Raw genomic sequence first — 13,532 nt, 5'->3', positions numbered from 1 at the left:
GGTGACCGTGAGAGAGCCGCTCGGACGCGGTGCCGGACGTGCCCGGGGGGCAGATCCATGACCGAGGCCGAAGTCATCGTCCAGCTCCGAACCCCACCGCGCCCCGCGACCGCGGGCACCGCGGACGACCTGGACGTACGGGGTCTTCTGGAGCGGCGGTTCGGCGTCACGGCGGAGCCGTTGCACCCGGGAGCCGGCGACCCGTCCCTCATCGGATGGCGACGGGTCGCCGTCCCCGCCGGTGTGGACGCCGAGGCCGTCGCCACGGCCCTGCGCGGCCACCCGGCAGTCGAGGCCGCCTATGTGAAACCACCGGCGGACCTTCCGTAACGTGGTGAAGGAGTCAGCTGTGCCACAGCGATCAGGTGCGGGGAACAGCCGGGGGAACAGTCGCCCGGCTCCAGGATTCGGACCACTCTTCGGACGCCCTGAGCTGGTGTGCGTCACGCGCGCCGACGCCGGGGTACAGATCACCCCGACCGGCGCGACCGCCGCGGCGGACATCTCCGTGAGCGCCCTGGACGCCGTGGCGGCCCGGGAGGACGTCACCATCAGGCCGCTGTTCGGCACCGACCAGGAGAGGCTGCGCGCTCAGGCGGGGGTGCCCTCGGAGCACGCCGGGGGCGACGACGCCACGCTGGAGACCGTCGACCGGATGGCGCTCTTCTTCCATGTCGACGCGCCGGAGGACCAGTTGGACGAACTGGCCGAGCGGCTCCGTGCGTCGGACGCCGTGGAGGGCGCCTACGTCAAGCCCGCCGCCGCGCTCGCCGTGCCCGACGTCGTCCCGAAGAAGAAGGGCGAGGAGAGCGAGGAGGCCGCGCACCCGCTGCTCAACGACATGCGGCCGCTGGGCGCCGACGCGCCACCCGTAACCCCGGACTTCACCGCCCGGCAGGGCTATCTCGACGCGGCTCCGGGCGGCGTCGACGCCCGCTACGCGTGGACCCTGGCCGGCGGGCGCGGCGCCGGTGTCCGGGTGATCGACTGCGAGTGGGGCTGGCGCTTCACCCATGAGGACCTGCGGCTGAACCAGGGCGGCATCGTCTCCGGCACCGGGAGCACGGACACCGATCACGGCACCGCGGTGCTCGGCGAGATCGGCGGCGACGTCAACGCGTTCGGGATCACCGGGATCGCGCCGGACACGGTCACCAGCGCGTCCGCCTTCTCCATCCCCACGGCCACGGCGATCCGCAACGCAGCCGACCGGCTCGGCCCCGGCGACATCATCCTGCTGGAGATCCACCGCGCGGGGCCGCACGCGACCGGGGTCGGCCAGGTGGGGTACATCGCCGTCGAGTGGTGGCCCGACGACTATCTGGCCATCCGCTACGCCGTCAACAAGGGCATCACCGTCGTCGAGGCCGCGGGCAACGGGGCGGAGGACCTGGACCACGCCGACTACGACACCCCGAGGGCGGGCTTCCCCGCCTGGTGGCGCAATCCCTTCCGGCGCGCCGCGCTGGACGCGGGCGCCGTGCTCGTGGGCGCCGGAGCACCGCCGGCCGGCACCCACGGCCGCCAGCACGGCCCCGACCGCTCCCGCCTCGACTTCTCCAACTACGGCGCCTGTGTGGACGCGCAGGGCTGGGGACGCGAGGTGACCACCACCGGCTACGGCGGCCTCCAGGCGGGCGCCGACCAGGACTTCTGGTACACGGACCAGTTCAGCGGTACGTCCAGCGCCTCACCGATCGTCGTGGGCGCCCTCGCGAGCACCCAGGGCGTCCTGCGTGCGGCCGGCCGTATCCCACTGTCGCCCGCACGCTCCCGGGAGCTGCTGCGCGCCACCGGCTCGGCGCAGCAGGACGCGCCCGGCCGCCCGGCGACCCAGCGCATCGGCAGGCGTCCCGACCTGCGGCAGCTCATCCCCGCGGCCCTCCAGACGAGCAGCTGGGTCGGGGTCCAGTTCCGGGGCGCCCTCGCCGGGAACCGCACCGGCCGCTGGTTCACCTTCAACTGGCCCGCGCACTGGCATGTGGTGTGGACCGTCGTCCCGACGAGCCCGCGCACCGGCGCCCCGCAGATCGGCTGGAAGGTCCGGGTCGAGCGGGCCAACGACACCTACGCGACGTACTGGATCGACGTAACCAACCTCGTGGCCGACTCGGTCGACTTCGAGGCCCGGTTCGCGGTTCTCGGATGGTGATTCGCGGTTCTCGCGGTTCTCGGATGGTGAGAGGAAAAGAACGATGCGAGTAGGCACACAGTTCACCGGAACACTCAACCCCGGGCAGACCGGGCGCTGGTTCACCTTCAACTGGCCGCAGGGCTGGCACGTCATCTGGTACTTCATGCCGACGACGCCTCAGACGGGCAGCCCGCAGATCGAGTGGGAGACCGAGGTCGAGCGCGCCTCGTCGACGACGGTCACGTACTGGCTGACGGTGAAGAACATCGGCAGCACCCAGATGAACTTCGAAGGCCGGTACGCGGTCCTCAACTAGCGGTCCTCAACGAGCGGTCCTCAACTGGACGAGGGGAACGGCCATGAAACTGCACATCACGATCGCGGAGGACGCGGGCGCGGCCCCAGGGGCCGTGGTGGCCGGGGCGCCCGGCACGGACCGGCAGCTCTCCGTGCCGCGTGCCGCGGACGCGACGGGCGCCGTCGACGCCGGGCCCGCCGCGGAGTCCGTCACGAGCGGCCACTCCGCCGCTCCCGGAACGGAACCGGCGCGTACGGCAGGGGCCGGGACCGTCATCGACGGCGGCGAGGCCCCGGGCTGGCTCACCGAGCTCGTCCGGCTCGCCGACGCCGGAGAGGTGGCCCGCCCTGGTGAGGAGGGGGCGGACCGCCCCGGCGGGGACGCCGGGAGCGCGGCACCGGTTTCGGGCTAGCCGCCACCTCGGTGCAATCCAGAAGTGGGCAGCACGCGCGCGTGGTTCAGGAGTTGGACCACGCGCGCGTGCAGAGCACCAGGCGGTAGCCGTCCGGGTCCTCGACGGTGACGCCCCATTCGTTCCAGTACGGGTTGGGTGACGGGACGCGCTTTCCGCCATGTGCCTCCAGGCGGACCACCAGGTCGTCCGGTACCGGCTCGTCGAGATAGATCACGAGCAGGTCCTCCTCCGTGGGGCGGGGCAGGACCGGCTCGTCCGCGTCGTGGACGAGTTCGAGATGCCAGGAGGCGTCCGGCCAGCCCGCCATGAGCAGGTCGTGCTCACCGGGAACGTCACCGCCCCGCGAACGCCACACGACGTCCAGACCGAGACCCGTCACCCAGAAGCGCTCCGCCGCGGCGAGGTCGCGGGACGGGCGGGCGATACGGATGTGGCTCTGACCGTTGACCGGCATGAGGCTCCCCCTCAGGACGAGCGCGCCCGACCGCGCGCCTCTGCCGCAGAGCGTAGACAGCGAACGATCACCAGGCATCGGCCACCGGGCCTAGGTCGTACGACCGGGACGCCTGCGCCTGTGCCTCCGCTTGCACCTGTGCTTCCGCCTGTGGAATCGACATACCGTTCGCACACTGGTTCCCCCGCACCCATGGGCAGTTGTTCACTTGGGGTTTGTGTGTGCGCCGCCGCGCACCACTAGTTGTGGCCCTGCACACTGGTCGGACCTGTCACTGGAGGCGCATTCATGTCACACCCTCAGCCGAGCCCGTCCCCCCGCCGCCGCAGTGTGCTGCGCGGCTCGCTCGCCGTGCCGGCGGCGCTGGCCGTGCCGTCCCTCGCCGTGGCCGCTCCGGCGTTCGCCCGGTCGGGACGTCCGCGGGCCGAGTGGGGCGTGCAGGCCGGTGACGTGACGTCGCACGCGGGCCTGGTGTGGGTGCGTTCCGACCGGCCCGCCCGCATGATCGTGGAGACCTCCGCCACGGAGTCGTTCCGCAACCCCACCCGCTGGAAGGGCCCGGTGCTCGGTCCGGACACCGACTTCACCGGGACGACCCGGCTGCGCGGGCTGCCCGCGGGCGAGCAGATCCACTACCGCGTGATCCTGGCCGACCCCGACGACCCCAGACGTACGGGAGAGCCGGTCACCGGCACGTTCCGTACGACACCGAAGGGGCGCAAGGAGGGGGTGCGCTTCCTGTGGTCGGGGGACATCGCGGGCCAGGGCTGGGGCATCAACCCGGACCGCGGCGGATACCGCGTCTTCGACGACATGCGCCGCAGGAACCCGGACTTCTTCCTGTGCAGCGGCGACAACATCTACGCCGACGGGCCGATCCTGCCCAGCGTCACCCTGCCCGACGGCACGGTGTGGCGGAACGTGACCACGGAGGAGAAGTCGAAGGTCGCCGAGTCGCTCGCGGAGTTCCGTGGCGCGTTCCGCTACAACCTGCTCGACGAGAACCTGCGGCGCTTCAACGCGCAGGTGCCCTCCATCGTCCAGTGGGACGACCACGAGGTGCACAACAACTGGTACCCGGGGCAGATCCTGACCGACGCCCGCTACACGGAGAAGAACGTGGACGTCCTCGCCGGGCGTGCCCTGCGCGCGTTCAGCGAGTACTTCCCGGTCTCCACGCTCCCGCCGGGCGACGAGGACGGGCGGGTGTACCGCGTGCTGCGGCACGGACCGCTGCTCGACGTGTTCGTCCTGGACATGCGCTCCTACCGCAACGCCAACTCCCCCGGCCGGCAGCCCGACGACGCCACCGGCATTCTGGGCGCACGCCAACTGCAGTGGCTGAAGCGCGAGTTGTCGCGCTCCCGGGCCACCTGGAAGGTCATCGCCTCCGACATGCCGCTGGGCCTCGTCGTGCCCGACGGCTCGGCGAACTTCGAGGCGGTGGCGCAGGGCGACCCCGGCGCGCCGCTGGGCCGCGAGCTGCAGATCGCCGAACTGCTTCGGCACATCAAGCACCGCAAGGTCACCGGGACGGTGTGGCTGACCGCCGACGTGCACTACACGTCGGCGCAGCACTACGACCCCTCGCGCGCCGCGTTCAAGGACTTCGCGCCGTTCTGGGAGTTCGTGTCGGGGCCACTGGCGGCGGGTGGCTTCCAGGCCCTCAAGCTCGACGGGACGTTCGGCGCCGAGCAGCGCTTCATCAAGGCGCCACCCCGCGCCAACACCTCACCGGCCGAGACCCCGCAGTACTTCGGCGAGGTCGACATCGACGGCGGCAGTGGCGAGCTGACCGTGCGGCTGCGCCAGGAGGGCGGCGGGGTGCTGTTCACGAAGGTGCTGCAGCCGGGACAGGTGGGACAGCAGTGATTCCGCCCCCGAACGCGCAAGGGCAGGTCGCGTCCGGACATCGCGAAAGACCAAAGATGAACTAATCGGGCAGAAGGCATCTTAACTCGTCAGTCACAGAACGTTCGCGATCACGCAACACCCCTCATCCACAGTGACTGTATGAGTGCTGACATGTCTGATGTGAAGCGAACCAAACACGGCCGTCCCGTTCACCACTGGCGGCGGGATCTGGTGGAACTCGCCGCCCTCTTCACGGCCGTGGCCGTGGCGGACGCGGTGGCGAACATGATCGGGCACGGCCCCGACGGCCCCGCCCTGCTCGTGATCTCGGCCGTGGCGCTGCTCGCCACGGTCGGGTTCCACACATGGTGGGCACGCCGCCACAACCACGCACCCCCGGCGGCGGACGATACGGGCGCCCGGCCGCACGCCGCCGGGCGGCGGACCGGGCCCATGACGGCCATGGAGCAGGCCGGGGCCATCGCCACGGAGTCGTCCGCGGGGGCGACGGCGCTGTGGCGCATGCGCACCACGGTGCGGGACGAGCCCGGCTCGCTCGCCGCCCTGTGCACGGCACTGGCCCACGGCAAGGTCGACATCCTGAGCCTCCAGGCGCACCCGCTGGCCGAAGGCACCGTCGACGAGTTCCTGCTGCGCGCCCCCGCCGACCTGCCCGCGGCCGAGATCACCCGGGGCGTCGCCCACGCGGGCGGCTCGGGCACCTGGATCGAGCGTGCGGACGCCCACGACCTGGTGGACGCCCCCACCCGCATCCTCGGCCTGGCGACCCGCACCGCCCTGGACGCCGCGGAACTCCCGCTCGCACTGCGCCAGTTGCTGGGCCGCTGCACCATCCGGTCGCTGCCCGCCAAGGCACAGGGCGCGTCCGGACCGCGGGCCGGCAAGCCCGCCGACGGCGCACCCGTCGAGGGCGCGCTCGAAGGGGAGGGGACGGTGCTCCGGCTGCGGGCCCCGGAGGGCGAAGTGATCACCGTGGAGCGGCCGTATCTGCCGTTCACGCCCACCGAGTTCGCCCGCGCGCGTGCCCTGGTCGAGCTCGACACCCGGCTGGGCCCGCGCATCCCGCGCAGCCAGGACGTACTGACTCTCGCCGAGGGCAGCTCCATCACCGTGAGCCGGGCCGACACCGCCGACGTCGACGCGGCCAAGGCCATGCACGAACGCTGCTCGCAGCGCACCCTCGGGATGCGCTACCACGGCCCCGTGCGGGACGCCGACCGCTATCTCAAGCACCTGCTCAGCCCGCGGTTCGGCCGCACCCTGGCGGTGCGGACGGCGTCCGGGCGGATCGTCGGCATCGGCCATCTCCTCTGGGACGGCGACGAGACCGAGATCGCCCTGCTCGTCGAGGACGACTGGCAGCGCCGGGGCATCGGCGGCGAGCTGCTCGGCCGCCTGGTGACGATGGCGATCGAGGCGGGCTGCGAGAGCGTGTACGCGGTGACGCAGGCGTCCAACACGGGCATGGTCGCCGCGATGCGCGGACTCGGGCTTCCCCTCGACTACCAGATCGAGGAGGGCACGCTGGTCATCACCGCCCGCCTCGAAGCTACGCCGGTGAGTTCACGACTGCCGTACGACCAGCCGCAGGGGCGGGCGGAGCGGCACTGACGCCGAGGGCGTGGTCGAGGTCCTGCCACAGGTCCTCGACGTCCTCGAGACCGGCCGACAGGCGCAGCAGCTTGTCGCTCACGCCGGACGACCGCCGGTCCGCCGGGTCCACGACGCGGTGGCTGATGGACGCCGGATGCTGGATGAGCGTGTCGACGCTGCCGAGGCTGACCGCCGGGGTGATCAGACGCACCCCGGCGGTCACCGCGTGCGGGTCTCCTTCGACCTCGAAGGCGACCATGGCGCCGCCGAGCCGCGGATAGTGCACGCGGCGTACACGCGGGTCGGCGGCCAGGCGCCGCGCGAGTTCCGCCGCGTTCGCGGAGGCGGCACGTACCCGCACCGGCAGCGTGGACAGACCGCGCAGCAGCAGATAGCCCGCGAGCGGATGCAGCACCCCGCCGGTGGCGAACCTGACCTGCCGCAGCTGCCGCGCGAACTCCTCGTCACAGGCGACCACTCCGCCCAGTACGTCGCCGTGTCCGCCGAGGTACTTGGTGGCGCTGTGCAGCACGAGCCGCGCGCCGCTCTCGACGGGCCGTTGCAGGACGGGCGTCGCGAAGGTGTTGTCGGCGAGCAGCGGCACCGTGCCGCAGGCGTGGGCCACCGCACGCAGGTCGAGTTCGGCGAGGGTCGGGTTGGCGGGCGACTCGACGAGGACCAGGCCGGTGTCGGGGCGGATGGCGTCGGCTATCCCCGCGGGGTCGACCCAGGTCACCTCGGAGCCGAGCAGCCCCGCCGTGAGGAGATGGTCGCTGCAGCCGTACAGCGGGCGGACGGCGACGACATGGCGCAGGCCCGCCGCTCCCCGTACGAGAAGGACCGCGGTCAGCGCCGCCATGCCGCTGGCGAAGGCGACCGCGCTCTCCGTGCCTTCGAGCCGGGCCAGGGCGGTCTCGAAGCGGGCGACGGTGGGGTTCGCGAGGCGGGCGTAGACGGGCGGTCCGTCGTCCAGGGTGCCGTCGGCGGCGAAGGCGTCGATACGCGCGGCCTCGCCCCGGGTGTCGTACGAGGGGTAGGTGGTGGACAGGTCGATCGGGGCGGCGTGCAGACCGAGTCCGGCGAGGTCGTCGCGTCCGGCGTGCACGGCCTCGGTGGCGAGGGCCCGGGGTGCGGGCGGTACGGTCGGCGCCGGGGTTCCCGGCAGTGGCGCCGGCACCGGGTCCTGGTGGCCGGATCCGGTGCGGGGTTCCGTGTTCGTCTCCATGCCCCACAGCCTGAACAAAGGCCGGTGCTGGGTAGTTGAACCCCGTGCTACGTTCGGCAAGTGGCTGATTCTGTCGTACTGGACCCGGTGGATCTCCGCATACTGCGGCTGTTGCAGAACGATGCCCGGATCACCTACCGCGATCTCGCGGCCCAGGTCGGCGTCGCGCCGTCGACCTGTCTCGACCGCATCTCCCGGCTGCGCCGCTCCGGCGTGATCCTCGGACACCAGCTCCGGCTCGATCCGGCGAAGCTCGGGCGCGGCCTTGAGGCGCTGCTCTCCGTGCAGGTGCGCCCGCACCGGCGGGAGCTGGTCGGACCGTTCGTGGACCGGATCAGGGCGCTGCCGGAATCCCGCTCGGTGTTTCATCTCGCGGGTCCCGACGACTATCTGGTGCATGTGGCGGTGGCCGACACCGCGGACCTCCAGCGGCTCGTCCTCGACGAGTTCACGGCGCGGCGTGAAGTGGCACGCGTGGAGACGCGGTTGATCTTCCAGCAGTGGGAGTGCGGCCCCCTCCTGCCGCCGGGCCCGGGAGCCGATGATGACCAAGGAGCGTCCTCCGGCCAATCCTGATGACGGGGGCGCCTGCCGCATACGAGGATGGCCGCATGTCAGACACGAAGATCCCGAACACGAGCGACAGCGGCAGCCCTCTGCTGCCCCGCCAGGTCGCCGACGCCTACGTCGACGACCTGATCGCCCTCGACCCCATCAACGGCACGTATCTCGGCGTCAAGGCGAGTCACGGCAAGCTCCCGGACACCTCGCCCGCGGGCCAGGACGCCATCGCGGAGCTGGCCCGCACGACGCTCGCCCGGCTCGACGCGGCGGAGCGTCTGCCCGGCGCCGGCAGTGACGCCGAACGCCGGTGCGCGCGGCTGCTGCGGGAGCGGCTCACCGCCGAACTCGCCGTGCACGAGGCGGACGAGGGGCTGCGCGCGGTCGGCAATCTGCACACGATTCCGCACGCGGTGCGCGAGATCTTCACGGTGACACCGATGGAGACGGACGAGGACTGGTCGGCGATCGCCGAACGGCTGCGTGCCGTGCCCGCCGCGTACGAGGGCTACCGCGCCTCGCTCGAACTCGGCCTGGAGCGCAAGCTGTTCGCGGCTCCCCGGCCCACCGACATCTTCATCGGGCAGCTCGGGGAGTGGGCGGGTCCCGGCGGCGACGAGGGCCGCGGCTGGTTCGAGGAGTTCGCCGCGGAGGGCCCGGAGTCGCTCCGCGGCGAGCTGGACGCCGCGGCCCGCGCCGCCACCGCTTCGGTCGTGGCGCTGCGCGACTGGATGCGGGACGTGTACGCGCCCGCGATCGAGGGCGCCCCCGACACGGTGGGCCGCGAGCGCTACGCCCGCTGGTCCCGCTACTTCAACGGCGCCGACCTGGACCTCGACGAGGCGTACGCGTACGGCTGGTCCGAATTCCACCGGCTGCTGGGCGAGATGCGCACCGAGGCCGAGAAGATCCTGCCCGGCGCGGACACGCCGTGGGTGGCGCTCGCCCACCTCGACGAGCACGGCACGCACATCGAGGGCGTGGAGGAGGTGCGGGTCTGGCTCCAGGAGCTGATGGACGAGGCGATCGAGGCGCTTGACGGCACGCACTTCGAACTCGCCGAGCGGGTACGGAAGGTGGAGTCCCGCATCGCCCCGCCGGGCGGCGCCGCGGCCCCGTACTACACGGGCCCGTCGGAGGACTTCTCGCGCCCCGGGCGGACGTGGCTGCCGACGATGGGCGACACCCGCTTCCCCGTGTACGACCTGGTCTCCACCTGGTACCACGAGGGTGTGCCCGGCCATCACCTCCAGCTGGCGCAGTGGGCGCACGTCGCGGAGAACCTCTCGCGCTACCAGGCGACCATCGGCATCGTCAGCGCCAACGCGGAGGGCTGGGCGCTGTACGCGGAGCGGCTCATGGACGAGCTCGGCTTCCTCAAGGACGCGGAGCGCAGGCTCGGCTATCTGGACGCGCAGATGATGCGGGCGCTGCGGGTCATCGTCGACATCGGCATGCACCTGGAGCTGGAGATCCCGGCGGACTCGCCCTTCCGCCCGGGCGAGCGCTGGACGCCCGACCTCGCCCAGGAGTTCTACGACGCGCACTGCAGCCGTCCCACGGATTACGTGGCGAGCGAGATGACCCGCTACCTCTCCATCCCCGGCCAGGCCATCGGCTACAAGCTGGGCGAGCGGGCCTGGCTCCTGGGGCGCGAGAACGCGCGGCGGCGGCTCGGTGAGGCGTTCGACGCGAAGGCCTGGCACATGGCCGCGCTGTCGCAGGGGTCGCTGGGGCTCGACGATCTGGTGGACGAGTTGTCGGCGCTCTAGAACGCCCGCATCGGTCGCCTGCCCCGCGGGCACGGCGCGGCCCCGCGGGGCCGCGCCCGGCTCTCAGCAGCCGCAGTCCTCCGCGTCCAGCGGGGCCGTCAGGCCGTCGGGAGTGCGCCGCTCGCTGCCCTCCCAGGTCTCGAACCCGAAGCCCTCGCGGGCCCAGTACTCGAAGCCGCCCAGCATCTCCTTGACCTGGAAGCCGAGCTGGGCGAGGGCCAGGGCGGCGCGCGTCGCCCCGTTGCAGCCGGGGCCCCAGCAGTACGTGACGACCGGGACGGACTTGTCGAGGAGTTGCTCCGCCTGCTCGGGAATGAGCGCGGTGGGGAGGTGGATCGCTCCGGGTATGTGGCCCTGGTCCCAGGAGGCCGTCGAGCGGGAGTCGACCACGACGAAGCCGGGGTCGCCTTCGGCGGCCAGCGCCGAGGCCACGTCGGACACGTCTGCGTGGAAGGCGAGGCTCGCGCCGAAGTACGCGGCGGCGGCAGCCGGGGAGGCGGGGGCCACCCGCAGGACGGCATGGGGGGCGCTCGCGGCGGCGTCCGGAGTGCTCGCGGCGGTCATCGGCTCTGCGTTCGTCACTGTGCTCATGACCAGAAATCTACGGGCGAAGCCGCCGGCCCAGAAGAGACGATCACCGGCGTACCTCTTGATCGGCCGGGGATTCCCCTGTTACCTCTCAGGCATGACCGGTTATTCCACGGACGCCACCGACTGGCGCATCCTCGATGTCCTCCAGCGCGAGGGCCGCGCCAGCTACGCCGAGCTGGCACGTGCCGTCGCGATGTCCCCGAGCGCCGTCACCGAACGGGTCCGCCGCCTGGAGGAGGCGGGCGTGATCCAGGGGTACGCGGCCGTGGTCGACCCGGAGCGGCTGGGCCTGCCCATCCTGGCGTTCGTGCGCCTGCGCTACCCGAACGGCAATTACAAGCCGTTCCACGACCTGGTCGAGGTGACCCCCGAGGTCCTGGAGGCGCACCACGTCACCGGTGACGACTGCTTCGTGATCAAGGTCGCCGCGCGCTCCATGGGCCACCTCGAGGAGGTTGCGGGGAAGATCGGCGCGCTGGGGTCCGTGACGACCAGCATCGTCTACTCCTCTCCCCTGCCGAGGCGCCCGCTGGGCCGCTGAACCCGGCCCTCACACCCCGCCCCGCTGCCGTACGATCGAGCCCGCGCGCCCCTTCTCGACCTCCAGCTGCGCGTGCACGCGGCGCCGCAGGTCCGCGACGTGGCTCACGATGCCGACGCTGCGGTCCCGCTCGCGCAGTGAGTCCAGGACGTCGAGGACCTCGTCGAGCGTCTGGTCGTCGAGGCTGCCGAAGCCCTCGTCGATGAAGAGCGTGTCGCAGATTGATGTGCTCTGGTAATCCAGCTCTGACCAGGGTAAACAGCGTATGAAGAGCCCCCCGGAGTGATCTCCGAGGGGCATTTTCCATGGGCGGGGGACGAGCGGGGGACACCGCGATCAAGCGGCGTCGGATGCCTCATCCCGAGGGGCGGCGCGCACCACCCGCAGGTGCCGGTCCTCTGTTGTCTCCGCTGCGGCAGCGGGGGGTGCATATTGCTGCACCTCTACGTCCCCATGGGCTGAGGCAGGAGGGTTCATGAAGTCTGCCTCAGCTGCTGGGGGTTGTGGGTTGGTGGGCTTCTCGACGCCGTTGCGGCGCGGTACTAGGTCAACGGGTGCGTTGGCGGCAGCGTGTTCGAACTGCGGCAGGAGGCTGGTGTAGGTGTCGGCGGTGAGCTGGTAGCTGCTGTGGCCGAGCAGGGCCTGGATCGCCTTCATCGACAGGCCGGCGGCCAGGCTGAGTGATGCGGCGCAGTGGCGCAGGTCGTGCAGGCGGACCGGTGGTAGGCCGATGCGCTGAATGAACCTGTTGAAGGCCTGGGAGACGTTCGTGGGGTGGTGGGGACGGCCGTCTGGTCGGGTGAAGACGTAGCCGGAGTCGACGTAGGATCCGTATGCCTTGGGGGCGTTGCGGTGGTTCTCCTCCCATTCGGTGCGCTGGGCCTTCTGTACGTCGCGCCAGGCGGTGAGCAGGGCCAAGGTGGCGTAGTCGAGGGCGATGGCGCGGCGGCCGCTGCGACTCTTGGGGGTGTCTTGCCAGACGTTGTAGGAGGAGTCTGTGACGAGTTGCCCGGAGACGTAGGCGACGCCTTTGGCCATGTCGAGTTCGGTCCAGTGCAGGCCTGTTGCCTCGCCTCGACGCGGTGCCCGGTACACCATGAGGTGCCACATGATGTACATGGGGTGGTTGACTGCTGCGTCGAGGAACTGGCCGGTCTGTTCGGGGGTCCAGACCATGACGGGGCCGGGCTTCTCGCCGGTTTCGCGCCAGCGGGCCACGCGCTCGTCAGTCCATACAAGCGGTTGGGGGCGGTCGTATTTGGGGATGACGACGAGCTTGGCCCAGTTGTGGGTGATCAGTTTTTCGGTGGTTGCGTCACTGAGTGCGGCGGCGAGGCAGTCGAGGTATTTCTTCTGTGAGGCGGGGCCGGTGTCCTGACGGGGCTTGGTGCGGGCTTCTTTGAGGGCTGTTCGGGCCTGGCGCCATGCTTGTCGTAGTTCTGGCGGCCGTGGGGTAGGGGCTTGTCTCCAAGCGTGGTGGGCTGCCTCGTATTCGAGTTTGGCCAGCTCGGCCGCTTCCCGGTTGGCCTTCTTGATGTCGTTGAAGGCCCATATCTGCTGGAACATTTCCTGGATGTGGCGGTCGCGGAGGTCGCGTATGGCGAGGTGGCCGAGGGCGGGTTTGAAGATGCGGTCGATGAAGTCGCGGTAGTCGCCGCGGGTCTTGCGTTTGAGGTCGACGCGCTTGGTGTGCCAGCGGTCGAGGTACTCGGCGACGGTCTCCTTGGTGTCGACGTCGATGCCGCCTTGGGCCTGATCCCACAGCTTTTGTGCCTCCTCTTTGGCCTGCGTCTGGGTGAGGAAGCCGCCTTTGCGGGGGCGTCGGCGCTTGCCGCCGGGGCCGTCGGGGAGTTTGACGTAGTAGTACCAGGTGCCGTGATCGCGTTTCTTCAACAGGGGGCAGGCGGAGCCGAGCTCCCGCACCAGGAGTTTGCCGTTCGCGTCGACGATGCGTTGGCCGTTGTCGTCGAGTTTGGGTTCGGTGCACTTGCATCGCTTGTAGGTGCTGCCGTCGAACACGTGGGTCCCCCTGAATGTGCCGGGTTGTTCCTTACGTGTCCTGATCATGCTGTA

The 13,532-nt window shown here is 71.0% G+C and carries 13 protein-coding genes and 1 pseudogene; 9 read left to right on the top strand and 5 right to left on the bottom strand.

Translation table 11 applies throughout. From position 1 onward, the window contains the following. Nucleotides 1-57 precede the first annotated feature (57 nt). The 4 genes from AB0E78_RS33795 to AB0E78_RS33780 all read left to right on the top strand — a co-directional run bounded on the left by AB0E78_RS33795 (nucleotide 58) and on the right by AB0E78_RS33780 (nucleotide 2,844). Nucleotides 58-330 carry a hypothetical protein gene (locus AB0E78_RS33795; protein ID WP_361840820.1) on the top strand — a complete coding sequence of 91 codons (273 nt, stop codon included), beginning with the start codon at nucleotides 58-60 and terminating at the stop codon, nucleotides 328-330. 106 nt (nucleotides 331-436) lie between these two features. Next, nucleotides 437-2,152, top strand: a complete 1,716-nt coding sequence (locus tag AB0E78_RS33790) for a S8 family serine peptidase (protein WP_361840818.1) — start codon at nucleotides 437-439, stop codon at nucleotides 2,150-2,152. Between the two features lie 43 nt (nucleotides 2,153-2,195). Then, nucleotides 2,196-2,450, top strand: a complete 255-nt coding sequence (locus AB0E78_RS33785; RefSeq protein WP_361840816.1) for a hypothetical protein — start codon at nucleotides 2,196-2,198, stop codon at nucleotides 2,448-2,450. Nucleotides 2,451-2,493: 43 nt separating this feature from the next. Next, nucleotides 2,494-2,844 carry a hypothetical protein gene (locus AB0E78_RS33780; protein ID WP_361840815.1) on the top strand — a complete coding sequence of 117 codons (351 nt, stop codon included), beginning with the start codon at nucleotides 2,494-2,496 and terminating at the stop codon, nucleotides 2,842-2,844. 46 nt (nucleotides 2,845-2,890) lie between these two features. On the opposite strand, the gene AB0E78_RS33775 is transcribed toward AB0E78_RS33780, so the two are convergent. Further along, on the bottom strand, nucleotides 2,891-3,301 hold the full coding sequence (locus AB0E78_RS33775) for a VOC family protein (RefSeq protein ID WP_361840812.1): 411 nt from the start codon (nucleotides 3,299-3,301) through the stop codon (nucleotides 2,891-2,893). Between the two features lie 288 nt (nucleotides 3,302-3,589). Between AB0E78_RS33775 and AB0E78_RS33770 the strand changes: the two genes are divergently transcribed. Both AB0E78_RS33770 and AB0E78_RS33765 read left to right on the top strand, forming a co-directional pair. Next, nucleotides 3,590-5,173: an alkaline phosphatase D family protein gene (locus AB0E78_RS33770; RefSeq protein WP_361840809.1), complete on the top strand. Its 1,584-nt coding sequence runs from the start codon at nucleotides 3,590-3,592 to the stop codon at nucleotides 5,171-5,173. 153 nt (nucleotides 5,174-5,326) lie between these two features. After that, complete coding sequence (locus AB0E78_RS33765; RefSeq protein ID WP_361840807.1) at nucleotides 5,327-6,787, top strand: GNAT family N-acetyltransferase; 1,461 nt, start codon at nucleotides 5,327-5,329, stop codon at nucleotides 6,785-6,787. On the opposite strand, the gene AB0E78_RS33760 is transcribed toward AB0E78_RS33765, so the two are convergent. Further along, complete coding sequence (locus AB0E78_RS33760) at nucleotides 6,726-7,994, bottom strand: PLP-dependent transferase (protein ID WP_361840804.1); 1,269 nt, start codon at nucleotides 7,992-7,994, stop codon at nucleotides 6,726-6,728. The two genes, AB0E78_RS33765 and AB0E78_RS33760, sit on opposite strands and share 62 nt — an antisense overlap. 60 nt (nucleotides 7,995-8,054) lie before the next feature. On the opposite strand from AB0E78_RS33760, the gene AB0E78_RS33755 reads away from it, so the two are divergent. Together AB0E78_RS33755 and AB0E78_RS33750 are read left to right on the top strand one after the other, a co-directional pair. Next, a complete protein-coding gene (locus tag AB0E78_RS33755; RefSeq protein WP_361840802.1) occupies nucleotides 8,055-8,570 on the top strand; it encodes an Lrp/AsnC family transcriptional regulator in 516 nt (171 codons plus the stop codon). A 35-nt stretch (nucleotides 8,571-8,605) separates the two neighbouring features. Next, the gene (locus AB0E78_RS33750) at nucleotides 8,606-10,327 is read left to right on the top strand and encodes a DUF885 domain-containing protein (RefSeq protein WP_361840800.1); all 1,722 of its coding nucleotides are present in this window, start codon (nucleotides 8,606-8,608) and stop codon (nucleotides 10,325-10,327) included. 63 nt (nucleotides 10,328-10,390) lie between these two features. Here AB0E78_RS33750 and AB0E78_RS33745 read toward each other — a convergent pair whose 3' ends face one another. Beyond that, a complete protein-coding gene (locus AB0E78_RS33745; RefSeq protein ID WP_361841244.1) occupies nucleotides 10,391-10,891 on the bottom strand; it encodes a rhodanese-like domain-containing protein in 501 nt (166 codons plus the stop codon). Between the two features lie 121 nt (nucleotides 10,892-11,012). On the opposite strand from AB0E78_RS33745, the gene AB0E78_RS33740 reads away from it, so the two are divergent. After that, nucleotides 11,013-11,459: an Lrp/AsnC family transcriptional regulator gene (locus tag AB0E78_RS33740; protein ID WP_361840798.1), complete on the top strand. Its 447-nt coding sequence runs from the start codon at nucleotides 11,013-11,015 to the stop codon at nucleotides 11,457-11,459. Nucleotides 11,460-11,468: 9 nt separating this feature from the next. Here AB0E78_RS33740 and AB0E78_RS33735 read toward each other — a convergent pair. Then, nucleotides 11,469-11,675, bottom strand: a pseudogene (locus AB0E78_RS33735) (exonuclease); the annotation flags it as partial. 120 nt (nucleotides 11,676-11,795) lie between these two features. Then, the gene (locus AB0E78_RS33730) at nucleotides 11,796-13,478 is read right to left on the bottom strand and encodes a tyrosine-type recombinase/integrase (protein ID WP_361840795.1); all 1,683 of its coding nucleotides are present in this window, start codon (nucleotides 13,476-13,478) and stop codon (nucleotides 11,796-11,798) included. Between the last annotated feature and the right edge of the window lie 54 nt (nucleotides 13,479-13,532).

The organism is Streptomyces sp. NPDC032198, assembly GCF_040636975.1.
Taxonomy (GTDB): Bacteria; Actinomycetota; Actinomycetes; order Streptomycetales; family Streptomycetaceae; genus Streptomyces.
The sequence above is the reverse complement of the archived record's forward strand: the minus strand, read 5'-3'. Positions and strand labels throughout refer to the sequence as shown.

Coding starts and splice junctions, on each gene's coding strand:
- AB0E78_RS33795 (WP_361840820.1), top strand. CDS start 58: ATGACCGAGGCCGAAGTCATCGTCCAGCTCCGAACCCCACCGCGCCCC.
- AB0E78_RS33785 (WP_361840816.1), top strand. CDS start 2,196: ATGCGAGTAGGCACACAGTTCACCGGAACACTCAACCCCGGGCAGACC.
- AB0E78_RS33780 (WP_361840815.1), top strand. CDS start 2,494: ATGAAACTGCACATCACGATCGCGGAGGACGCGGGCGCGGCCCCAGGG.
- AB0E78_RS33775 (WP_361840812.1), bottom strand. CDS start 3,301: ATGCCGGTCAACGGTCAGAGCCACATCCGTATCGCCCGCCCGTCCCGC.
- AB0E78_RS33770 (WP_361840809.1), top strand. CDS start 3,590: ATGTCACACCCTCAGCCGAGCCCGTCCCCCCGCCGCCGCAGTGTGCTG.
- AB0E78_RS33765 (WP_361840807.1), top strand. CDS start 5,327: ATGTCTGATGTGAAGCGAACCAAACACGGCCGTCCCGTTCACCACTGG.
- AB0E78_RS33760 (WP_361840804.1), bottom strand. CDS start 7,994: ATGGAGACGAACACGGAACCCCGCACCGGATCCGGCCACCAGGACCCG.
- AB0E78_RS33750 (WP_361840800.1), top strand. CDS start 8,606: ATGTCAGACACGAAGATCCCGAACACGAGCGACAGCGGCAGCCCTCTG.
- AB0E78_RS33745 (WP_361841244.1), bottom strand. CDS start 10,891: ATGACCGCCGCGAGCACTCCGGACGCCGCCGCGAGCGCCCCCCATGCC.
- AB0E78_RS33740 (WP_361840798.1), top strand. CDS start 11,013: ATGACCGGTTATTCCACGGACGCCACCGACTGGCGCATCCTCGATGTC.